Source organism: Streptomyces sp. BJ20, from assembly GCF_022869105.1.
GTDB lineage: Bacteria > Actinomycetota > Actinomycetes > Streptomycetales > Streptomycetaceae > Streptomyces > Streptomyces griseoincarnatus.
Genome location: NZ_CP094918.1, coordinates 2,129,555 through 2,150,168, shown reverse-complemented (window position 1 = coordinate 2,150,168; position 20,614 = coordinate 2,129,555). Strand labels below are relative to the sequence as shown.

The 20,614-nt window shown below is 72.5% G+C and carries 20 protein-coding genes; 15 read left to right on the top strand and 5 right to left on the bottom strand.

Going from position 1 to position 20,614, the window contains the following annotated elements; genetic code table 11:
- Nucleotides 1-121 precede the first annotated feature (121 nt).
- The 13 genes from MTR79_RS09805 to MTR79_RS09750 all read left to right on the top strand — a co-directional run bounded on the left by MTR79_RS09805 (nt 122) and on the right by MTR79_RS09750 (nt 11,514).
- On the top strand, nt 122-1,396 hold the full coding sequence (locus tag MTR79_RS09805) for a hypothetical protein (RefSeq protein WP_244789761.1): 1,275 nt from the start codon (nt 122-124) through the stop codon (nt 1,394-1,396).
- Between the two features lie 71 nt (nt 1,397-1,467).
- Nucleotides 1,468-2,040 carry a GNAT family N-acetyltransferase gene (locus MTR79_RS09800; RefSeq protein ID WP_244789760.1) on the top strand — a complete coding sequence of 191 codons (573 nt, stop codon included), beginning with the start codon at nt 1,468-1,470 and terminating at the stop codon, nt 2,038-2,040.
- A gap of 127 nt (nt 2,041-2,167) precedes the next feature.
- A complete protein-coding gene (locus MTR79_RS33690; protein WP_310887545.1) occupies nt 2,168-2,251 on the top strand; it encodes a putative leader peptide in 84 nt (27 codons plus the stop codon).
- A 161-nt stretch (nt 2,252-2,412) separates the two neighbouring features.
- Entirely contained in the window at nt 2,413-4,128 is a 1,716-nt protein-coding gene (locus MTR79_RS09795) for a nitrite/sulfite reductase (RefSeq protein ID WP_086702066.1), read from the top strand.
- Nucleotides 4,125-4,304 (top strand): hypothetical protein, encoded by a 180-nt coding sequence (locus MTR79_RS09790; RefSeq protein ID WP_019523376.1) that lies wholly within the window; start codon nt 4,125-4,127, stop codon nt 4,302-4,304. The genes MTR79_RS09795 and MTR79_RS09790 overlap by 4 nt, the downstream gene beginning before the upstream one ends.
- Nucleotides 4,301-5,011 (top strand): phosphoadenylyl-sulfate reductase, encoded by a 711-nt coding sequence (locus tag MTR79_RS09785; RefSeq protein WP_086702068.1) that lies wholly within the window; start codon nt 4,301-4,303, stop codon nt 5,009-5,011. Before MTR79_RS09790 ends, MTR79_RS09785 begins: the two co-directional genes overlap by 4 nt.
- Before the next feature lie 5 nt (nt 5,012-5,016).
- Nucleotides 5,017-5,586 (top strand): adenylyl-sulfate kinase, encoded by a 570-nt coding sequence (gene cysC, locus MTR79_RS09780; protein ID WP_078894951.1) that lies wholly within the window; start codon nt 5,017-5,019, stop codon nt 5,584-5,586.
- Nucleotides 5,583-6,521 (top strand): sulfate adenylyltransferase subunit CysD, encoded by a 939-nt coding sequence (cysD, locus tag MTR79_RS09775; RefSeq protein WP_086702070.1) that lies wholly within the window; start codon nt 5,583-5,585, stop codon nt 6,519-6,521. The genes cysC and cysD overlap by 4 nt, the downstream gene beginning before the upstream one ends.
- 2 nt (nt 6,522-6,523) lie before the next feature.
- Nucleotides 6,524-7,858 (top strand): GTP-binding protein, encoded by a 1,335-nt coding sequence (locus MTR79_RS09770; RefSeq protein ID WP_048455522.1) that lies wholly within the window; start codon nt 6,524-6,526, stop codon nt 7,856-7,858.
- A 106-nt stretch (nt 7,859-7,964) separates the two neighbouring features.
- Nucleotides 7,965-9,065, top strand: a complete 1,101-nt coding sequence (locus MTR79_RS09765) for an ABC transporter substrate-binding protein (protein ID WP_244789759.1) — start codon at nt 7,965-7,967, stop codon at nt 9,063-9,065.
- 35 nt (nt 9,066-9,100) lie between these two features.
- The gene (locus MTR79_RS09760) at nt 9,101-9,889 is read left to right on the top strand and encodes an ABC transporter ATP-binding protein (RefSeq protein ID WP_086702073.1); all 789 of its coding nucleotides are present in this window, start codon (nt 9,101-9,103) and stop codon (nt 9,887-9,889) included.
- Complete coding sequence (locus tag MTR79_RS09755) at nt 9,876-10,766, top strand: ABC transporter permease (protein WP_048455525.1); 891 nt, start codon at nt 9,876-9,878, stop codon at nt 10,764-10,766. The genes MTR79_RS09760 and MTR79_RS09755 overlap by 14 nt, the downstream gene beginning before the upstream one ends.
- Before the next feature lie 10 nt (nt 10,767-10,776).
- Nucleotides 10,777-11,514, top strand: a complete 738-nt coding sequence (locus tag MTR79_RS09750) for a sirohydrochlorin chelatase (protein WP_048455526.1) — start codon at nt 10,777-10,779, stop codon at nt 11,512-11,514.
- Between the two features lie 13 nt (nt 11,515-11,527).
- Here the strand turns inward: MTR79_RS09750 and MTR79_RS09745 are convergent, their stop codons facing one another.
- Complete coding sequence (locus MTR79_RS09745) at nt 11,528-12,076, bottom strand: DUF1697 domain-containing protein (RefSeq protein WP_086702048.1); 549 nt, start codon at nt 12,074-12,076, stop codon at nt 11,528-11,530.
- A 386-nt stretch (nt 12,077-12,462) separates the two neighbouring features.
- On the opposite strand from MTR79_RS09745, the gene MTR79_RS09740 reads away from it, so the two are divergent.
- Nucleotides 12,463-14,706: an MMPL family transporter gene (locus tag MTR79_RS09740; RefSeq protein WP_086702046.1), complete on the top strand. Its 2,244-nt coding sequence runs from the start codon at nt 12,463-12,465 to the stop codon at nt 14,704-14,706.
- A 502-nt stretch (nt 14,707-15,208) separates the two neighbouring features.
- Here the strand turns inward: MTR79_RS09740 and mgt are convergent.
- From mgt to MTR79_RS09720, 4 genes are read right to left on the bottom strand one after another with little or no spacing between them, the layout of a single operon-like run.
- Nucleotides 15,209-16,408 (bottom strand): macrolide-inactivating glycosyltransferase, encoded by a 1,200-nt coding sequence (gene mgt / locus MTR79_RS09735; RefSeq protein ID WP_086702045.1) that lies wholly within the window; start codon nt 16,406-16,408, stop codon nt 15,209-15,211.
- 59 nt (nt 16,409-16,467) lie between these two features.
- On the bottom strand, nt 16,468-17,751 hold the full coding sequence (locus tag MTR79_RS09730) for a sugar ABC transporter substrate-binding protein (protein WP_086702049.1): 1,284 nt from the start codon (nt 17,749-17,751) through the stop codon (nt 16,468-16,470).
- 8 nt (nt 17,752-17,759) lie between these two features.
- Nucleotides 17,760-18,593, bottom strand: a complete 834-nt coding sequence (locus MTR79_RS09725; protein WP_086702043.1) for a carbohydrate ABC transporter permease — start codon at nt 18,591-18,593, stop codon at nt 17,760-17,762.
- Nucleotides 18,590-19,528: a sugar ABC transporter permease gene (locus MTR79_RS09720; RefSeq protein WP_086702042.1), complete on the bottom strand. Its 939-nt coding sequence runs from the start codon at nt 19,526-19,528 to the stop codon at nt 18,590-18,592. Before MTR79_RS09720 ends, MTR79_RS09725 begins: the two co-directional genes overlap by 4 nt.
- A gap of 169 nt (nt 19,529-19,697) precedes the next feature.
- Between MTR79_RS09720 and MTR79_RS09715 the strand changes: the two genes are divergently transcribed.
- Nucleotides 19,698-20,561 (top strand): aminoglycoside phosphotransferase family protein, encoded by an 864-nt coding sequence (locus tag MTR79_RS09715; RefSeq protein WP_086702040.1) that lies wholly within the window; start codon nt 19,698-19,700, stop codon nt 20,559-20,561.
- Nucleotides 20,562-20,614: the final 53 nt, after the last annotated feature.

Below are 20,614 nucleotides of genomic sequence, written 5' to 3'. Positions count from 1 at the left end.
TTGCACGGTCTTCGTCCCGTCCGGCGTCCGGCTGCCGTAGCATCCGGGGACGGGCCGCCCCACCTGCTCCACGGTCAACCCGCGGATCACCGGACGCAGTTGGCTCGCTCGGGAGGACGTCATGAAGCATCGCGGCAGACACCGCCGCCGCCGCAGAGGCAGAGCGCTGCGCGCCACGCTGGCCGGTACGGCCCTGGCGCTCACCGCGGCCGCCACCATGATCAGCACCTCGCAGGCCACCGACGCCGACGACCCCGGCGCGCTGAAGCCGCTCACCGCGACCGCCGACACCGCGCCGCTGCGGCTGACCGAACACGCGGTGCCGGGCGCCGAACTGGACCGTCTCACCGCGTCGATGGGTCCCGCCGTGGGCGTGGGCGCCGTCCTCGCCGACCCGGACGGGGCCCTGGAGGACGCCGACGACTGCAGCGACGACGACCGGCGGGCGCTGCCCGTCGAGCCGGCCGTGACGACGGCGTACTGCTGGCCACAGCGGGACACCGACGGCTGGCGGGCCGGCGCGGTCACCACGTCCGGGGACGCCGACGAGGACGGCCGATGGGGCGCGCACCGGGTGATCCTCTCCGGCTGGACCCGCGGCTCCGGCACTCCCGCCGAGCAGGGGCTCGCGCGGATCGCCTTCGTGGCCGCCGACGACGACGGGACGCCGCGCTACACCTGGGCCCTGCTCGCGGTGCCGGTGGACGGCGGGCGGGACTTCCGCGGGCTGGGCTCCGACGTGTCCGGCATGGTCTGGTACCAGGACAAGCTGCTCGTCACGGCGGGCCGGGGCGAGGACGGCGCGCTGTACGTGTACGACCTGGACCGGGTGCAGCGGGCCACCGTGGACACCGGGACCGTGGGACGGGTGCCCGGCGGCTGGTCGGCGGCGGGCGCGCGGTACGTGCTCCCGGCGGTCGCCTCCTACGCGACGGCGGGCGCGGACGCGCCGCGGCCCGGCGGGATCGCCCTGGACCGCAGCACGGTGCCCGAGAGCCTGGTGGTGCACGAGGCGACGGCCCCGGACGAGGAGGGCCCGACCCGGCTGTGGCGGTACGCACTCGGTCCGCGCCCGGGATACGGCCCGCTGCTGCGGACGGAGCCGGTCGCGGTGTACGAGACGGAGCTGACGCAGGTGCGCGGGGTGCTGGCGCACCGGTCCGACTGGTACGTGAGCCGCGTTACTGGTGCGCCGGAGGAGCGCGGCACGCTGTGGCGGCAGGACACGAAGGGCGCGAGCCCGGTGCGCTGCGGGGCGGACGAGACGTACCGCTGCTGGAGCGGGCCCGCGACGTCCCTGTCGTACTGGCAGGCGACCGGGGACGTGTGGTCGCAGTCGGGGCGGATGCTGTTCGCGCTGCCGCTGGCGGCGGTCGACGAGGCGCTGGAGCGGTAGCGGACCCACGGATGTCCGACCTGGGGGCAGGCGTTCGACACGGGTGTGCGGCGGATGGTTGTCTTTCGGACATGACGACCCTCTCCGTGACCACCTGGTCCCTGGAGCAGACCGCGCCCACCGATCTCCGTCCGGCCGCCGTGCCGGAGGGGGACGTGCGGGTGGTCCGCTCCGAGGTGCCCTCGCCCGAGTTCAGCCGGTTCCTGTACGCGTCGGTGGGCGGCGACATCCGCTGGACCGACCGGCTCGGCTGGTCGTACGCGCGGTGGCGGGAGCATCTGGAGCGGCCCGGCGTGGAGACGTGGGTCGCCTACGACCGGGGCACACCGGCCGGGTACGTGGAGCTGGAGGCGCAGGACGAGGGGGTCGTGGAGATCCTCTACTTCGGACTGCTGCCCGCCTTCCGCGGCCGGCGCATCGGCGGTCATCTGCTGTCGTACGGGGTGGCGCGCGCCTGGGAGCTCGCCGACCGTTGGCCGGGGGTGAAGCCGACCACGCGGGTGTGGCTGCACACCTGCAGCAAGGACGGCGAGCACGCCCTGGACAACTATCTGCGGCGGGGTTTCCGGTTGTTCGACACCAAGGTGGAGGACGAGCCGAAGGTGGTCACGCCGGGCCCGTGGCCGGGGGCGTACTCCGCCTGAGCGGCTCCGGCAAGACCGCGCGCACCGCATGTGACCAAGGACACCCTTGTCTCGCACACTGGGACAAGGGTGTCCACATTTCGGATAACGGTGGACTGCCTCCAGATCGCCGTGCCAGGCTTCCGTCATGCCTGGAACTGGAATCGCCTTGGTGAGTCGGCGGCACGTCGACCTCGGCCGCATGTCCAGCGCCATCTGTCCGGCGCGCTGAGACCACCCAGCAGCGCCCGACACCCCTCTCCCCTCCTTTGCTGCGCAAGGACGCGCACGATTCTGCCCGCGTGCGCGTAAACGCAGGTCAGAGACGCTCCCCCGGCATGGCGCCCCCGCGCCGAGAGACCATCCACCGCTGTCCCGAAGGACGTATCAACCATGGCCGCCACCCCGCAGAAGCCTGCCGCCGCGCAGAAGCCTGCCACCGCGACCCCCCGCCGCAAGGCGAGCCGTCACCGCGGAGAGGGACAGTGGGCGGCGGGGCACTTCACCCCGCTCAACGGCAACGAGCAGTTCAAGAAGGACGACGACGGTCTCAATGTGCGGACACGCATTGAGACGATCTACTCCAAGCGGGGTTTCGACTCGATCGACCCCAACGACCTGCGCGGCCGCATGCGGTGGTGGGGCCTCTACACGCAGCGCAAGCCCGGCATCGACGGCGGCAAGACGGCGATCCTGGAGCCGGAGGAGCTGGACGACGAGTACTTCATGCTGCGGGTGCGCATCGACGGCGGCGCGCTGACGACGCGGCAGCTGCGCGTCGTCGGTGAGATCTCGCAGGAGTTCGCGCGCGGCACCGCGGACATCACGGACCGGCAGAACGTCCAGTACCACTGGATCCGCATCGAGGACGTGCCCGAGATCTGGAACCGCCTGGAGGCCGTCGGTCTGTCCACGGTCACCGCCTGCGGCGACACGCCCCGCGTGATGATCGGCTCCCCCGTGGCGGGCATCGCCGAGGACGAGATCATCGACGGCACGCCGGCGCTGGAGGAGATGAAGCGCCGCGTCCTGGGCAACAAGGCGTACTCGAACCTGCCCCGCAAGTTCAAGACGGCCATCTCCGGCTCGCCGGTGCTCGACGTGGTGCACGAGATCAACGACGTGGCGTTCGTCGGCGTCCACCACCCCGAGCACGGGCCCGGCTTCGACCTCTGGGTCGGCGGCGGCCTGTCCACCAACCCCAAGCTGGGCGTGCGGCTCGGGGCCTGGGTGCCGCTCGAGGACGTGCCCGACGTGTACGAGGGCGTCCTGTCCATCTTCCGCGACCACGGCTACCGCCGGCTGCGCAACCGCGCCCGGCTGAAGTTCCTGGTCGCCGACTGGGGTGCGGAGAAGTTCCGTCAGGTGCTGGAGGACGAGTACCTGAAGCGCAGGCTGACCGACGGCCCGGCGCCCGCCGAGCCGGTGTCGCGCTGGCGCGACCACATCGGGGTGCACCGGCAGAAGGACGGCCGCTTCTACGTCGGCTTCGCGCCGCGCGTCGGCCGGGTCGACGGCACCACCCTCACCAAGATCGCGGACGTCGCCGAGACGCACGGCTCGGGCCGGGTGCGCACCACCGTCGAACAGAAAATGATCATCCTCGACGTCGAGGAGGCCCAGGTCGAGTCCCTGGTGGAGTCCCTGGAGGCGCTGGACCTCAGCGCCCGCCCCTCGCCCTTCCGGCGCGGCACCATGGCCTGCACCGGCATCGAGTTCTGCAAGCTCGCCATCGTCGAGACCAAGGCGCGCGGCGCCTCGCTGATCGACGAACTGGAGCGCCGCATGCCGGAGTTCGACGAGCCGATCACCATCAACCTCAACGGCTGCCCGAACGCCTGCGCCCGTATCCAGGTCGCGGACATCGGTCTCAAGGGCCAGCTCGTGCTGAACGACCGGGGCGAGCAGGTCGAGGGCTACCAGGTGCATCTCGGCGGCGCGCTCGGCCTGGAGGCCGGGTTCGGCCGCAAGGTGCGCGGCCTGAAGGTCACCGCGGACGAGCTGCCGGACTACATCGAGCGGGTGCTGAAGCGTTTCGAGGCGGAGCGCGAGGACGGCGAACGGTTCGCGTCCTGGGCCACCCGCGCCTCCGAGGAGGCCCTGTCGTGAGCGAGCGCGCGGCGCCGTTCTACTGCCCCTACTGCGGCGACGAGGACCTGCGCCCCAGCGAGGAGGGGCACGGGGCCTGGGAGTGCGCGGCCTGCAACCGCGCCTTCCGGCTGAAGTTCCTCGGGCTGCTGGCCCGGGGTCTGGACCGATCCGACACGGGAGGGGACCCGGCATGACGGCCGTATCGGACGAGCGCGGCACCGTCGAGTTGCGGGAACTGGCCGAGCAGGCGGGCCGGGACCTGGAGGACGCGTCCGCACCGGACATCCTCCGGTGGGCGGCCGACACGTTCGGCAAGCGTTTCTGCGTGACCTCCTCCATGGAGGACGCGGTCGTCGCCCACCTCGCCTCCCGGGCGCTGCCCGGGGTGGACGTGGTGTTCCTCGACACCGGCTACCACTTCCCCGAGACCATCGGCACCCGGGACGCCGTGGAGGCCGTGATGGACGTCAACGTCATCACGCTCACCCCCCGGCAGACGGTCGCCGAGCAGGATGCCGAGTACGGCCCGAAGCTCCACGACCGCGACCCCGACCTGTGCTGCAAGCTCCGGAAGGTGCGGCCGCTGGAGGAGGGCCTGAAGGACTACCTGGCCTGGGCGACCGGCCTGCGCCGCGACGAGTCCCCGACCCGGGCGAACACCCCGGTGGTCGGCTGGGACGAGAAGCGGCGCAAGGTGAAGGTCTCCCCCATCGCCCGGTGGACCCAGGACGACGTGGACGCCTACGTCGCCGAGCACGGCGTCCTCACCAATCCGCTCCTCCAGGACGGTTACGCCTCCGTGGGGTGCGCTCCCTGCACCCGCCGCGTGCTGGAGGGCGAGGACGCCCGCGCCGGCCGCTGGGCGGGCCGCGCCAAGACCGAGTGCGGACTGCACGGCTGACCGCCATGACCGCGCCTTCGACGAACCAGGAGAACCACGTGACGACCGGAGCCACCGTCTGGCTCACGGGTCTGCCGAGTGCGGGCAAGACCACCATCGCGCACGAACTCGCCGCCCGGCTGCGCGAGCAGGGCCGGCCGACCGAGGTGCTCGACGGCGACGAGATCCGCGAGTTCCTCTCGGCGGGCCTCGGCTTCAGCCGCGACGACCGGCACACCAACGTGCAGCGCATCGGCTTCGTCGCCGAACTGCTCGCCCGTAACGGCGTGCTGGCGCTCGTCCCGGTGATCGCCCCGTACGCCGACAGCCGCGAGGCCGTCCGCGCCCGCCACGAGGCGAACGGCACGCCGTACGTGGAGGTGCACGTGGCGACGCCGGTGGAGGTGTGCTCCGTCCGTGACGTGAAGGGCCTGTACGCCAAGCAGGCGGCGGGTGAGCTGTCCGGGCTCACGGGCGTCGACGACCCGTACGAGGAGCCCGAGAAGCCCGATCTGCGCATCGAGTCGCAGCACCAGACCGTGCAGGAGTCCGCGGCGGCCGTTCACGCCGTGCTCAGCGAAAGGGGACTGGCATGACGACGACCGTCGCCACCGTCGAGGAAGGTACGGACAGCCCGTACGCCCTCTCCCACCTGGACGCCCTCGAGTCGGAGGCCGTGCACATCTTCCGTGAGGTGGCGGGTGAGTTCGAGAAGCCGGTGATCCTGTTCTCCGGCGGCAAGGACTCCATCGTCATGCTGCACCTGGCGCTGAAGGCGTTCGCGCCCGCGCCGGTGCCGTTCGCGCTGCTGCACGTGGACACCGGGCACAACTTCCCCGAGGTCCTCGACTACCGCGACCGCACGGTCGCCGAGCACGGGCTGCGGCTGCACGTCGCCTCCGTGCAGGACTACATCGACCGCGGCGTCCTCAAGGAGCGCCCCGACGGCACCCGCAACCCGCTGCAGACGGTGCCCCTCACGGACACCATCCGCGAGGAGCGCTTCGACGCGGTGTTCGGCGGCGGCCGGCGGGACGAGGAGAAGGCCCGCGCCAAGGAGCGGGTCTTCTCGCTGCGCGACGAGTTCTCCCAGTGGGACCCACGCCGCCAGCGCCCCGAGCTGTGGAACCTCTACAACGGCCGGCACGCCCCCGGCGAGCACGTGCGCGTGTTCCCGCTGTCCAACTGGACCGAGCTGGACGTGTGGCAGTACATCGCCCGCGAGAACATCGAACTGCCCGAGATCTACTACGCCCACGAGCGCGAGGTGTTCAAGCGCAGCGGGATGTGGCTGACCGCGGGCGAGTGGGGCGGCCCGAAGGACGGCGAGACGGTCGAGAAGCGTCTGGTGCGCTACCGCACCGTCGGCGACATGTCCTGCACCGGCGCGGTCGACTCCGACGCCGACACCATCGAGAAGGTGATCACGGAGATCGCCGCCTCCAGGCTCACCGAACGCGGCGCCACCCGCGCCGACGACAAGCTGTCCGAGGCCGCGATGGAAGACCGCAAGCGCGAGGGGTACTTCTAAGCATGAGCACCATCACGACCGAGGAGCTCTCGGCCACCACCCTGCTGCGGTTCGCCACCGCCGGCTCCGTCGACGACGGCAAGTCCACCCTCGTCGGGCGGCTGCTGCACGACTCCAAGTCGGTGCTCGCCGACCAGTTGGAGGCGGTGGAGCGCGCCTCGGCCAGCCGCGGCCAGGACGCCCCCGACCTCGCGCTGCTCACCGACGGTCTGCGCGCCGAGCGGGAGCAGGGCATCACGATCGACGTGGCGTACCGTTACTTCGCCACGCCCCGGCGGCGGTTCATCCTCGCCGACACCCCCGGCCACGTGCAGTACACACGGAACATGGTCACCGGCGCCTCGACCGCCGAGCTGACGGTGATCCTGGTCGACGCCCGCAACGGCGTGGTCGAGCAGACCCGCCGGCACGCGGCGATCGCCGCGCTGCTGCGGGTGCCGCACGTGGTGCTCGCCGTGAACAAGATGGACCTGGTCGGCTACCGGGAGCCGGTGTTCGCGCAGATCGCCGAGGAGTTCACCGCCTACGCCACCGAGCTGGGCGTCCCCGAGGTGACCGCGATCCCGATCTCGGCGCTGGTCGGCGACAACGTGGTGGACCCGTCCGCGAACATGGACTGGTACGGCGGCCCCACCGTGCTGGAACACCTGGAGACCGTGCCGGTCAGCCACGACCTGACCCGCTGCCACGCACGGCTGCCCGTGCAGTACGTGATCCGGCCGCAGAGCCCCGAGCTCCCCGACTACCGCGGCTACGCCGGGCAGATCGCCGCCGGCACCTTCCGCGTCGGCGACGAGATCACCGTGCTGCCCTCGGGCCGCTCGACCACGATCACCGGCATCGACCTGCTGGGCAAGCCCGTCGACGTGGCGTGGACGCCGCAGTCGGTGACGCTGCTCCTCGCCGACGACATCGACATCTCCCGCGGCGACCTGATCGTCCCCGCCCAGGACGCCCCGGCCACCACGCAGGACCTGGAGGCGACCGTCTGCCACGTCGCCGACGAACCTCTGACGGTCGGCCACCGCGTCCTGATCAAGCACGGCACCCGCACGGTCAAGGCGATCGTCAAGGACATCCCGTCCCGGCTCACCCTGGACGACCTGTCCCTGCACCCGCACCCGGGCCGGCTCACCGCCAACGACATCGGCCGCGTCACCATCCGCACCGCCGAACCGCTGCCCGCCGACACCTACGCCGACTCCCGCCGCACCGGGTCGTTCATCCTGGTCGACCCCAACGACGGGACCACGCTGACCGCGGGCATGGTCGGCGAGTCCTTCGCCTCGCCCGACCCGGTCGACGACCGGGCGGACGACGACGGGTGGGACTTCTGACCGTCCGCCGGCCTCCCGCCGCCTCCGTACTGCCCTGAACCCGCCGACGGCCCGGCCGCGCGACCACCGCGCGACCGCCGGGCCGCCACCGAGAGGATCGTTCCCCTTGCCTGCCACGACCGCCCTGCGCCGCGCCCTCGCGGTGACGGTCTTGCTGCCGTTGCCGGCCCTGGCCGCCTGCGGTTACGGGTCGCAGGCCAAGGACACGGGTACCGCGCGGGTCGCCTCCGGTGCGAAGACCGACGGTCTGGACGCCGTCAGGATCGGCTACTTCGGCAACCTCACGCATGGCACCGCCCTGGTCGGCGCCGAGAAGGGGTTCTTCCAGAAGGAACTCAAGGGCACCGAGGCGAAGTACGCCGTGTTCAACGCGGGTCCGTCGGCGATCGAGGCGCTCAACTCCGATTCCCTGGACGTCGCTTTCCTCGGCCCGTCCCCCGCGGTGAACGGTTGGACCAAGGCGGACGGCAAGAACCTGCGCATCGTGGGCGGTTCGGCGTCCGGCGGGGTGAAGCTGGTCGTGGACCCCGACAAGGTGAAGTCCGTCGCGGACGTCGAGGGGAAGCGGATCGCGACCCCGCAGCTCGGCAACACCCAGGACGTGGCGTTCCTCAACTGGGCCGCCGAGCAGGGCTGGAAGGTCGACCCGCAGAGCGGCAAAGGCGACGTCACCGTCGTCCGCAGCGACAACAAGGTCACCCCGGACGCGTTCAGGTCCGGTTCGGTGGACGGGGCGTGGGTGCCGGAGCCGACCGCGTCGCGGCTGGTCGCGCAGGGCGGCAAGGTGCTGCTGGACGAGTCGTCGCTGTGGCCGGACGGCAAGTTCGTGATCACCAACATCGCCGTCCGCCAGGAGTTCCTCGACAAGCACCCCAAGGCCGTCGAAGCCGTGCTGCGGGCGTCCGTCGAGGCCAACCGGTGGATCAACGCCCACCCCGACGAGGCCAAGGAGGCCGCCAACGCGCGGCTCGCGGCCGACACCGGCAAGCCGCTGCCCGCCGACGTGCTCGACCCGGCCTGGAAGTCGATCACGTTCCTGGACGACCCGCTGGCCGCCACCCTCAGGACCCAGGCGGGCCACGCCGTCGAGGCGGGCCTGCTGGAGCAGCCGGACCTGAAGGGCATCTACGACCTGTCCCTGCTCCGCAAGGTCCTCCAGGCGGCCGGCCGGCCCGCCGTCGACGACGCCGGACTCGGCGTCTCCTGAACCGGATCACGCACGCTTCCCAGGAGGTGACGACCATGGCCACGACTCTCGCCAAGGCCGCCGACGGCACGCAGTCGGCCACGCACGCGGCCCGTATCGAGCACGTCTCGAAGTCCTTCGCCGGACCCGCCGGGCAGCAGCTCGTGCTGGACGACATCAGCCTCGACGTCGCCCCGGGCGAGTTCGTCACCCTCCTCGGCGCCTCCGGCTGCGGCAAGTCCACGCTGCTCAACCTCGTCGCCGGCCTCGACCGGCCCACCGCCGGCGCCGTCACCACCGACGGCCGCCCCGCCCTGATGTTCCAGGAACACGCCCTCTTCCCCTGGCTCACCGCCGGCAAGAACATCGAACTCGCGCTGAAACTGCGCGGCACCCCGAAGAACGAACGGCGTGAGCGCGCCGAACAGCTGCTGGAGCTGGTCCGGCTGGGCGGCGCCCACGGCAAGCGGGTGCACGAACTGTCCGGCGGCATGCGCCAGCGCGTCGCCCTCGCCCGCGCCCTGGCGCAGGAGAGCCGGCTGCTGCTGATGGACGAGCCGTTCGCCGCGCTCGACGCCATCACCCGCGACGTCCTCCACGACGAACTCACCCGCATCTGGCGCGAGACCGGCCTGTCCGTCCTCTTCGTCACCCACAACGTCCGCGAGGCCGTCCGCCTCGCCCAGCGCGTCGTCCTGCTGTCCTCCCGCCCCGGCCGCATCGCCCGGCAGTGGACCGTGGACATCCCGCACCCGCGCCGCATCGAGGACACGGCCGTGGCCGAGCTGTCCGTCGAGATCACCGAGCAACTCCGTGGGGAGATCCGCCGACATGGCCAGCACTGACACCACCCCCAAGGACCCCGGGGACCTCGCCGGACTCGAAGCGGGCCTGGACGCGCTGGAAACGGTGCAGACCACCCGCAAGCCGCTGCGGCACACCCTCACGCAGAAGGTGCTCCCGCCGGTCGTCGCCGTCGCGCTCGTGCTGGCCGTGTGGCAGTCGCTGATCACCTTCAAGATCGTCGACGACCCCACCAAACTGCCCGCGCCCGCCGACGTCTGGGGCGTGCTGGAGAAGGCCTGGCTCCAGGGCGAACTCCTCGGCTACATCTGGACCTCCGTCTCCCGCGGCCTGCTCGGCTTCTGCCTCGCCCTGCTCATCGCCACGCCCCTCGGCCTCCTCCTCGCCCGCGTCAAACTGATCCGGGCGGCCATCGGCCCCATCCTGTCCGGCCTGCAGTCCCTCCCCTCGGTCGCCTGGGTCCCGCCCGCCGTCATCTGGCTCGGCCTGAACAACCAGATGATGTACGCGGTCATCCTGCTGGGCGCGGTGCCGTCCATCGCCAACGGACTGCTCTCCGGCGTCGACCAGGTCCCGCCGCTGTTCCAGCGCGCCGGACGCACCCTCGGCGCCACCGGCATCAAGGGCACCTGGCACATCACCCTGCCCGCCGCCCTCCCCGGCTACGTCGCCGGTCTCAAGCAGGGCTGGGCCTTCTCCTGGCGCTCCCTCATGGCCGCCGAGATCATCGCCTCCTTCCCCGACCTCGGCGTCGGCCTCGGACAGCTCCTGGAGAACGGCCGCAACGCCAGCGACATGGCCATGGTCTTCGAGGCGATCCTGCTCATCCTCACCGTCGGCATCGCCATCGACTTGCTGATCTTCAGCCCCCTCGAACGCCGGGTCCTGCGCACCCGCGGACTCCTGGTGAAGAGCTGAGGTGCCTGTGATGCGTCGTCCCGTCCTGCTCGTCGTCGCACACGGCAGCCGTGACCCGCGGCACGCCGCGACCGTCCACGACCTGGTGCGCCGGGTGCGCGCGCAGCGGCCCGGACTGCGGGTGGAGACCGGGTTCCTGGACTTCAACGTGCCGTCCGTCGGCGCGGTGCTCGAGTCCCTGGACGCGGAGGGGGTGCGGGACGTGGTCGCGCTGCCGCTCCTGCTCACCCGGGCCTTCCACGCCAAGGCGGACATCCCCGCGGTGCTGTCCGAGGCGCCGCCGCGGCTGCGGATCCGCCAGGCGGACGTGCTGGGCCCGTCCCCGCTGCTGCTCGCGGCCCTGGAGCGCCGCCTGTACGAGGCGGGCCTGACGCCCGCCGACAAGTCCTCGACCGGGGTCGTGCTGGCCTCGGCGGGGTCCTCCGACCCGGAGGCGATCGCAGTGATCGCAGACGTCGCGCGGGAGTGGCGGCACACCGGTTGGTGCGCCGTGCGGCCTGCGTTCGCCTCCGCATCCCTTCCCCGCACCGAGGACGCGGTGCGGGAACTGCGGGAGCTCGGCTGCGCCCGCGTGGCCGTCGCCCCGTACGTCCTGGCCCCGGGCCGCCTCCCGGACCGCATCGCCCGGGGCGCGTCCGAGGCGGACGTCCTGGCCGACGTCCTGGGCCCGGCCCCCGAGGTGGCCCAGGTCCTCCTGGACCGCTACGACGCGGCCCGGACGCCGCTGCTGACGGCGCTGGGGGCCTGATTCCGCGCGGGGCTCAGGCCTCGGTCATCTCCACCAGCTTGCGCACCGTGTTCCAGTTGCGGCTCGTCGCGACGACGCCCTTGCTCAGGCGGGGCTTCGACAGGTGCTCGGCGAGCTTGGAGCGGCCGAGGCCGTCGGGGACGTACAGGTACAGGCAGCGGTCGCCGAGGCGGAAGTCCTCGGGGACGTACGCCTCGCGGTCGATCTCCGCGAACCGGCCCTCGGTGACGGGCGCGGAGAAGTAGGTGACGTGGAGCTGCTTCGGCTCCAGATCGGCGGCCGGGAAGGGGCAGGCGTCGAGCACGCCCTTCAGATAGGCGTGGTCGCGGACGATCACCTCCACGTCGAAGCCGAAGCGGCCGGCGAGCGCCCCGGACAGGTCGGCGGCCAGCGACTCCTCGTCGCCGTGACCCGCGGTGAACGCGGCCTGGCCGCTCTGCAGGTACGTGCGTACGTCCCCGAGGCCGAGGCTCTCCAGCAGGGCACGCAGCTCGGCCATCGGGACCTTCTTGCCGCCGCCCACGTTGATGCCGCGCAGCAGCGCCGCGTATCTCGTCGCCATGGCCCCGACTGTAGTGCGGCCGTCGTGCCCCGTGGGGGTGGGCACGACGGCCGGGGCCCGCGCGCGGCGGGCCTCGCAACTCTGGCCGACGGGCGGCTCCCGAAGCAACCCGAACACGCTGCTGTGACTTGTTCGACAAGGCTGCGGAATGGCTGCGACCGGCTCCTGCACCTCCGCCCTCGGCCCTGATCCACCGTGCCGATGGCCCGGACATGTGTAGGGGGCCACGGTCCTCCCCAGTGGGGAGGCCGGGCGCACCGTCGGGATGAGCCGGGACCCGACGGCTTCACCGGGCAGCACGACGAGACGCGCTCACGCCGCCCATACCGTCGAAACGTCAGGTGGCGGCAGGGGGTCGCCGCCGCGGACGAGGGAGCGAACCCGTCATGGGGAACGGAGACGCGCGGGTACGGGGGCTCGCCGCCCGCGCCGGCGGCTGGAGCGCGCGGCACCGCTGGGCGGCCGTCGGCATCTGGGTGCTGTTCGTGGTGCTGGCGATGGGGCTCGGCTCGGCGGCGGGCCGGGTCGACGTCGAGGACAGCGAACAGCTCAAGGGGGAGACCAGCACCGCGGCCGGCATCATCGAGGAGGCCGGGATCGAGGAGCCGGCCTCGGAAACCGTGCTCGTCCAGGCGAAGGACGACGGTCTCACGTCCACGGACGCGGACTTCCGGTCGGCGGTCTCCGCGGTGATGACGGCCGTGGAGCGGACCGGCGAGGTCACGGACGTCACCTCGCCCTACGACAGCGGCACCGTCTCGGAGGACGGGCGCAGCGCGCTGGTCCAGTTCGACGTGCGGGGCGACCCGCGGACGGCCGGGGAGCGGATCGAGCCGGTGCTCGAGGCGGTCGCGGACGTCCAGAAGGAGCACGACTCGCTGCGGATCGAGGAGATCGGCGGCGCCAGCATGATGAAGACGTTCGACGACGCCTTCGGCGACGACTTCAAGAAGGCCGAGTACTCGGCCGTTCCGGTCGCCCTCGGCATCCTGCTGATCGCCTTCGGCGCGCTGGTGGCGGCGCTGCTGCCGGTCGCCCTGGCGATCACCGCGATCGTGGCGACGATGGGTCTGATGGGGCTCGTCAGCCACCTCCAGCCGATGAGCGACACCGCCAACTCGGTGATGCTGCTGGTGGGTCTGGCCGTCGGCGTCGACTACTGCCTGTTCTACCTGCGCCGCGAGCGCGAGGAGCGGGCGGCCGGACGGGACGCGCGGACCGCGCTGCGGATCGCCGCCGCGACCAGCGGCCGGGCGATCGTCGTCTCCGGTGTCACGGTGTGCGTGGCGATGGCGGGCATGCTGTTCACCGGGATCGCCGAGTTCGAGGCGATGGGCCTGGCCTCCCTGATGGTGGTGGCCGTCGCGATGGTCGGCTCCGTGACGGTGCTGCCGGCGCTGCTGTCGCTGCTGGGCGAGCGGGTCGAGAAGGGCAGGGTGCCGTTCTTGCGGCGGCGGACGAGCGGCCGGAACGACAGCCGGTTCTGGTCGGCGGTGCTGAAGCGGGTGCTGGCCCGGCCGGTGCTGTCGGTGGTCGTGGCGACCGGTGCGCTGCTCGCGGTGGCCGCGCCCGCGCTCGGCATGAAGACCGAGAACCTCACGCTGGACCAGGAGTTCGGCGACTCGCTGCCGATCGTGCAGACGTACAACCGCGTCAACGAGGCGTTCCCGGGCGGCTCGGAGCCGGCCGAGGTGGTCGTCAAGGCGGACGACATCAACGCCCCCGAGGTGAAGGCGGCGCTGGCCGACTTCCGTGAGCAGGCGGTCGGTTCGGGCGCCTCGCGCGGCCCGGTCGAGATCAAGCTGCACGACCAGCAGAACCTGGCGTTCGTCTACGTGCCGCTGGTGGGCGGCTCCGACCAGGACGCGGCGGGCGCCAGCCTGGAGAAGCTGCGCGACGAGGTGCGGCCGGCGACGCTCGGCAAGGTCGACGGGGTCCAGGCGCCGATCACCGGCCAGGTGGCGGGCAACAAGGACTTCAACGACCAGCTGGTCGGCTCGGTGGTCCCGGTGTTCGCGTTCGTGGTGGTCTTCGCCTTCCTGCTGATGCTGCTGTCGTTCCGCTCGCTGACGGTCGCGGTCACCTCGATCGTGCTGAACCTGCTGTCGGTGGGCGCCGCGTACGGCATCCTCGTGGCGGTCTTCCAGCACGGCTGGGGCGCCTCCCTGGTGGGCGCGGAGGGCGTGGGCGCCATCATCACCTGGCTGCCGCTGTTCCTCTTCGTGATCCTGTTCGGCCTGTCGATGGACTACCACGTGTTCGTGGTGTCCCGGATCCGTGAGGCGCGGGCGCGGGGCCTCGAGACGCGGGACGCGATCCGGCACGGGGTGGTCACCACGGCCGGCGTGGTCACCAGTGCCGCGGTCATCATGGTCGCCGTGTTCGCGATCTTCGGGACGCTGTCCATGCAGTCCATGAAGCAGATGGGCGTGGGCCTGGCGGCGGCGGTGCTGATCGACGCGACGGTCATCCGGGGGGTGCTGCTTCCGGCGGTGATGGCGCTGCTGGGCGAGCGGAACTGGTACTTCCCGAAGTGGCTGCACCGACTGCCCGACCTCACGCACGACGAGGCGCCGACGGCGGCCACGCCGAGGACGCGGGACGACGAGCCCGAGAAGGTGCCGGTCTGACCGGCACGGTCACCACGGACCGGGGCCCGGCGGCTGCCACCGCCGGGCCCTGCCCGTGTGTTGGTGCCGTGCGGCCGGACCCGAGCGATCGGCCCCACGCGGTCGGGCCCGTGCCGCCGGGCCCACGACAGGCGTCGCGAGCCGCAGGGACCGCCCCGGCAGCCATACGCCGTCGGATCCGGGCCGTCGCGCCGGGCCGTCGCGCCGGGCCGTCGCGCCCGGGCCGTCTCGCCCGGGCCGTCGCGCCCGGGCCGTCGCGCCCGGGCCGTCGCGCCCGGGCCGTCGTGCGCGGGCCGTCTCGCCCGGGCCGTCGTGCGCGGGCCGTCTCGCCCGGGCCGTCGTGCGCGGGCCGTCTCGCCCGGGCCGGGCAGCCGCGAGCGGCGAGTCGTCAGGCGGCCGTCAAGCCGTCAGGGCTCAGGCCTCAGGCCTCGCCCCGTCAGGCCTCAGGCCGTTAGGCCATCGCGCCGTCAGGCCGTCAGGGCCGTGTCGGTGAGCACATGGCTCAGGCGCGGTCCGGGAGTTCCGCCTCGATCAGGTCGGCCGCCCTCCGCGTGCCGCCCTCCTTCGCCATCTCCGCCTGGACGTTCTCCAGTCGGCGGGCGACCTCCGGGTCGTCGACGAGGGCGAGGGCCGCGGTGCGCAGTGCCTCGGGGGTCGCCTCCTGGGTGGGCAGGTGGCGGGCCACGCCGAGCGACTGGAGCATGTCCGCGTTGCCGAACTGGTCGACGGCCTGCGGCACCGCGATCATCGGGGTGGCCGTGGCCAGCCCTTCCTGGCTGCCACCCGCACCCGCGTGGGTGACGAACAGGTCGGCCTGCTTGAGGATCGCGAGCTGCGGCACCCAGGACCGCACCTCGACGTTCGACGGTACGTCGCCGAGCTCGGCCGGATCGACGTGCTTGCCGATCTGCAGCACCAGGTGCCAGCCGGGCAGGCCGGCGAACGCCTCGACGCACGCCCGGTAGAAGGCCGGCTGCTTGGTGAAGGACGAGCCGAGCGACACCAGGACGACCTTCTCCGCCCCGGCCGGCCGCTGCCAGTCGCCCTCGCCGCCGCGGTCGCCCTGGCAGGCGCCCACGAAGGAGTACACGCGCTCGTCGACCCGGTCGGCGTTCGGCTGGAGCGCCTTCGGGATCAGCACGACGGAGCGGTCCGGGCGGCCCCCGAAGTCCTCCGGGCTCATGGTGATCCCGTTCTCCTCCAGCCACGCCCGGAAGCGGGCCTGGTACGCCTTGCCGCGTGCTGTCCTGTTCGGCTCCTCCCACATCGGCTCGGCGACCTCCTTCTCGTAGCCCTCCCAGGCGACGAGGTTCGGCGAGAGGGAGATCGCCCGCACGCCCCAGCGGTGGGCGAGCACGCGGGCCGGGTAAGAGGTGATGTCGTGCAGCACGAGGTCGGGGGTGTCGCCCTCGTACGCCTCGATGAGCTGAGGGAGCGCCTGCACGGCGTCCGCGAGGAACGGCTCGACGTTGTCGAGGAGGGTGGTGCCCCAGGCCTCGGGGTCGTCGTCGGGGCCGGGCAGGATCGAGTTCCACAGCCTGGGCTCGGCGCCGGTCGCGGCGACCTTGTCGGCGAACAGGGGCGGGATCGCGTACGTCACCCGGTGCCCGCGTGCCACCAGCTCCCGGATCACCTCGATGCTGGGGTTCACGTGCCCGTGGGCGGCGATGGAGAACATGGCGATGTGCGCGGGAGCGGTCATGCGCCGACCTTAAGCGAGACGATACGTCTCGTACAACTGGATAAGGCGGCGCGCCCCGCTCACCGCTGGTACCGGGCCAGCACCAGGTTGCCGTCCTCCTCCAGTCGCTTCCGCAGCTCACCGAGGCCGATCGCCCCGCTGTAGTACTCCTGGAGCGCCGGGGTGGCGACCTTGTCCTTCCACTCCGGGTAGCCCCGCACCGACTGCGCGGGGGCCGGGCGGAGGTGGGACGCGAGGGCCGCTCCGACGGCCCAGCCGTGTTCGGGGGTGCGCAGGGCCGGGTCGGCGAGGGCCTGGCGGCCGGTGGGCAGCATCCAGTCGCCGAGCGCGAGGCGCACCATGTTCCGCGGCTGGAGCAGGAAGTCCAGGAAGGCGACGGCCTCCTTCTTGTGCGGGCAGTCCTCGGCGACGGACAGCGTCTGCGGGCTGACGCCCTGGGCGAGTCCGCCGGCCCCGGCGGGTGCGGGCAGCACCTGCCACTCGAAGCCCTCCGGCGCCTGCTGGACGATCTGCTGGCGGTACGAGAAGCCGAGCGGCACCATCGCGTACTTGCCGGCGAACAGGCCCGGCAGGGTGTCGGAGCCGCCGCTGCCGAGGGTGATGGGCGAGGCGCTGCGGTCGGTGTTCACCTGCTCGTGGACGGTGCGGGGGACGACCTCGTCGCCTTCCTCGAACCGCACGGTGACCTTCCCGTCGGCGCCGCGGTGGAAGAGCCGGCCGCCCGCGGAGAGTGACAGGTTGAGCGTCGCGGACACCGGCTCCTTGAGCGGCCAGGCCACGCCGTACCGGCCGTCGCCGGACAGCTCCTTCGTCACCTGGCGGAACTCGGCCCAGCTCCAGGGGTGTTCGGGGGTGGGGACGCGGACACCGGACTCCCTCAGGCGGGCGGCGTCGGCGATGAGGACACGCGGCTCCTGGAGGAAGGGCACACCGTAGACGCCGTCGCCGAAGGTGACGGACTGCCAGGAGAGCGCCGGGATATCGGAGGTGAGCCGCTCGGGCAGCAGGTCCGTGAGGTCGGCGAGGTGGCCGCCGTACGCGAAGTCGGCGAGGTCGTCGGAGGCGTCGTGGACGATGTCGGGGGCCTCGCCGCCCTCGAAGGAGGTGAGGAGCTGGTCGTGGACGCTGTCCCAGCTGCCCTGGACGTACTCCACGCGGATGTCGGGGTGGAGGGCGTTCCACTCGTCGACGAGTTCCCTGGTGGCCGCCACCGACTCCTGCTGCCAGGCCAGGGACTGGAAGCGCAGGGTGACCCGGCCGTCGTCGCGGGCGGGTCCGGAGGAGCAGCCCGCGAGGAGCAGAGCGAGGGCGATCGCCCCGACGAGCGTCCTGACGCGTGTCATGCGGTTCATCAGCCCTTCACCGCCCCGGTGAGGAGGGAGCCGGTGATGCGGCGCTGGATGAGCGCGAACACCAGCAGGGACGGAAGCGTGGCGAGGAACGCGGCGGCGGCCAGCGGGCCGAGGTCGGCGACCCCTTCCGCGCCGATGAAGCGGGTGAGGAGCACCGGCAGCGTCTGCCGTTCCGGCGTCTTCAGCAGGACGAGGGCGAAGAAGAACTCGTTCCACGCGGTGACGAACGCGAACAGCGCGGTCGCGGCGATGCCCGGCGCGAGCAGCGGCACGGTCACCGACACCAGGGTGCGCAGCCGCCCGGCGCCGTCCACGGCCGCCGCCTCCTCCAGCTCGGCCGGCACGGCGCGGACGTAACCGGTGAGCATCCACAGGGCGAAGGGCAGCGACCAGACGACGTGGACCAGCACCAGGCCGGGCAGCGAGTCGATCAGCCGCAGGTTCTTCAGCACCAGGAACAGCGGGATGATCAGCAGCACGAACGGGAACGCCTGGCTGACGACCACCCAACCGGTCGCCGCCCGCGCCAGGGCGCCGCGGTGGCGGGCCATGACGTACGCCATGGGGGTGGCCACGGCGACCGCGACGAGAGCGGCGGCGGACGCGGTGAGCAGGGAGTTGAGGGCGGCGCGGAGCAGCGGCTGCTCGTCGAAGGCCTGACGGAAGTTGGCCAGGGTGGGGTTCTGCGGGATCCAGGTGGGGTGCAGCCCGGCCAGCTCGGCGGCCGGCTTGAACGCGGTGGACGCCAGCCAGACGAACGGGAAGGCCAGGAAGACCAGGTACGCGAGCAGGGCCGCGTACTGGCCCGCGCGGGCGGCGGGACGGGTCCTCAACGCTCGTCGCCTCCCCTCAGCCGGCCCACGAGGAACACGGCGAGCAGCACCGAGATCACGGCGACCATCACACAGCCCATGGCGGCCGCGTAGCCGAACTGCCCGTACCGGAAGGCCTCTTCGTAGGCGAACAGCATCGGTAGGCGGGTGCGTCCGCCGGGGCCGCCGCTGGTGAGCACGTAGACCAGGGCGAAGGAGTTGAAGTTCCAGATGAGGTTGAGCGCCGTGATGGCGAGGGCGACGGGCCGCAGCGCGGGCCAGGTGACCGTGCGGAAGCGGCGCCAGGCCCCGGCGCCGTCCACGGCCGCGGCCTCGTGCAGCTCGCGCGGGGTGCTCTGGAGCCCGGCGAGCAGCGCCACCGTGGTCTGCGGCATGCCCGCCCACACGCCGACGACGATCACCGCGGGCAGGGCGGTGGCGAGTCCGCTCAGCCAGTCACGGTCGCCGCCGAACCCGAGGTCGCGCAGCGTCTCGTTGAGGATGCCGGCGTCCGGGTTGTAGGTGAGGCGCCACATGATGCCGACGACCACCTCGGGCATCGCCCAGGGCACGATCGCCAGGGCGCGGGCCGCCCAGCGCAGCCGCAGATCCTGGTTGAGCAGCAGGGCGAGGCCGAGCGCCAGCAGGAACTGCGGGACCGTCACGCCGACCGCCCACACCAGCCCGATCCGGAACGACTCCCAGAACAGGGTGTCCTGGAGCAGGTCCTGGAAGTTCAGCGTGCCGATCCAGCTGGTCGGCGCGGTACGGCCGGACTGGGCGTCGGTGAAGGCCAGCAGGATCCCGTACAGGAGCGGGCCGACGCTGAGCACCAGGATCGGGATCAGCGCGGGCAGGACCAGGAACCACGGGCCGTGACCGACGGCATGCCGCCCGGGGCGGCTCGGGTCGGGCGCTCGGGGCTCGGACCGCCTCGCCTCGGTCACCGACGTCACGGCATCAGCCCCTTCGCGGGTGGGGGTGGGCCCCGTCATGGTCGTGAACGCGACAACGCGCGTCAAGGGCCCGCGCACACCGCCCGACCTGTGCGAATGCGAGACTGACCGGCGAACGGCCGGACGGAGGCGCCCGGCGGGGCCCGGGACGGACACGGAGGCGGAAGCGATGGACGAGGCGCGGGCGCGGGAGGTTCTTCAGACCGCGGGGGTGCTGCCCGGGGACGCCGGGGACGCGCGGCTGCTGGCGCTCGGCGAGAACGCGGTGTTCGCCGCCGGGGACCTGGCGGTGAAGGTGGGCCGGGACGCGGAGCTGCTGGAGCGGGCCCGCCGCGAACTGGCCGTCGCCGGATGGCTGGCCGAGCAGGGCGTGCCCGCCGTGCGTCCCGCCGTGTCCGAGGCACTGCTGGTCGAGGGGCATCCGATGACCGTGTGGCACCGGCTGCCCGACCCGGTGCGGCCGACCGAGCCGAGGGACCTGGCCGTGCTGCTGCGTCAGGTGCACGCGCTGCCCCCGCCGCCCTTCGCCCTGCCGCCCCGCGCGCTGCTGGACGGTGTCGAGCGCTGGCTGCGGCTCGCGGGCGACGCGGTCGACCCGGCGGACGCGGCGTATCTGCGGGAGCGGCGCGACGGGTTCGCGGCGGCCGCGGCCGCGCTGACGCCCCGGCTGCCGCGCGGGCCGGTCCACGGCGACGCGCTGCCGCGCAACGTGCACGTCGGACCGGACGGTCCGGTGCTGATCGACCTGGAGACCTTCTCCTCCGACCTGCGCGAGCACGACCTGGTGGTGATGGCCCTCTCCCACGACCGCTACGGCCTGCCGGACGAGGCCTACGCCTCCTTCACCGAGACCTACGGCTGGGACGTGCGCGAGTGGGAGGGGTGCTCGGTGCTGCGCGGGGCGCGGGAGACCGCCAGCTGCGCCTGGGTCGCCCAGCACGCCCCGGGCAACCCCAGGGCGCTGGCCGAGTTCCGCCGCCGGGTGGCGTCCCTGAGGAACGGGGACGAGACGGTGCGCTGGTACCCGTTCTGAGCGGATCCCGCGGGGCCGGGGGCGGCTTTCGCACGGCTCGTCCCGGCGCAGCG

Coding starts and splice junctions, on each gene's coding strand:
- MTR79_RS09805 (WP_244789761.1), top strand. CDS start 122: ATGAAGCATCGCGGCAGACACCGCCGCCGCCGCAGAGGCAGAGCGCTG.
- MTR79_RS09800 (WP_244789760.1), top strand. CDS start 1,468: ATGACGACCCTCTCCGTGACCACCTGGTCCCTGGAGCAGACCGCGCCC.
- MTR79_RS33690 (WP_310887545.1), top strand. CDS start 2,168: ATGCCTGGAACTGGAATCGCCTTGGTGAGTCGGCGGCACGTCGACCTC.
- MTR79_RS09795 (WP_086702066.1), top strand. CDS start 2,413: ATGGCCGCCACCCCGCAGAAGCCTGCCGCCGCGCAGAAGCCTGCCACC.
- MTR79_RS09785 (WP_086702068.1), top strand. CDS start 4,301: ATGACGGCCGTATCGGACGAGCGCGGCACCGTCGAGTTGCGGGAACTG.
- cysC (WP_078894951.1), top strand. CDS start 5,017: ATGACCGCGCCTTCGACGAACCAGGAGAACCACGTGACGACCGGAGCC.
- cysD (WP_086702070.1), top strand. CDS start 5,583: ATGACGACGACCGTCGCCACCGTCGAGGAAGGTACGGACAGCCCGTAC.
- MTR79_RS09770 (WP_048455522.1), top strand. CDS start 6,524: ATGAGCACCATCACGACCGAGGAGCTCTCGGCCACCACCCTGCTGCGG.
- MTR79_RS09760 (WP_086702073.1), top strand. CDS start 9,101: ATGGCCACGACTCTCGCCAAGGCCGCCGACGGCACGCAGTCGGCCACG.
- MTR79_RS09755 (WP_048455525.1), top strand. CDS start 9,876: ATGGCCAGCACTGACACCACCCCCAAGGACCCCGGGGACCTCGCCGGA.
- MTR79_RS09750 (WP_048455526.1), top strand. CDS start 10,777: ATGCGTCGTCCCGTCCTGCTCGTCGTCGCACACGGCAGCCGTGACCCG.
- MTR79_RS09745 (WP_086702048.1), bottom strand. CDS start 12,076: ATGGCGACGAGATACGCGGCGCTGCTGCGCGGCATCAACGTGGGCGGC.
- MTR79_RS09740 (WP_086702046.1), top strand. CDS start 12,463: ATGGGGAACGGAGACGCGCGGGTACGGGGGCTCGCCGCCCGCGCCGGC.
- mgt (WP_086702045.1), bottom strand. CDS start 16,408: ATGACCGCTCCCGCGCACATCGCCATGTTCTCCATCGCCGCCCACGGG.
- MTR79_RS09730 (WP_086702049.1), bottom strand. CDS start 17,751: ATGACACGCGTCAGGACGCTCGTCGGGGCGATCGCCCTCGCTCTGCTC.
- MTR79_RS09715 (WP_086702040.1), top strand. CDS start 19,698: ATGGACGAGGCGCGGGCGCGGGAGGTTCTTCAGACCGCGGGGGTGCTG.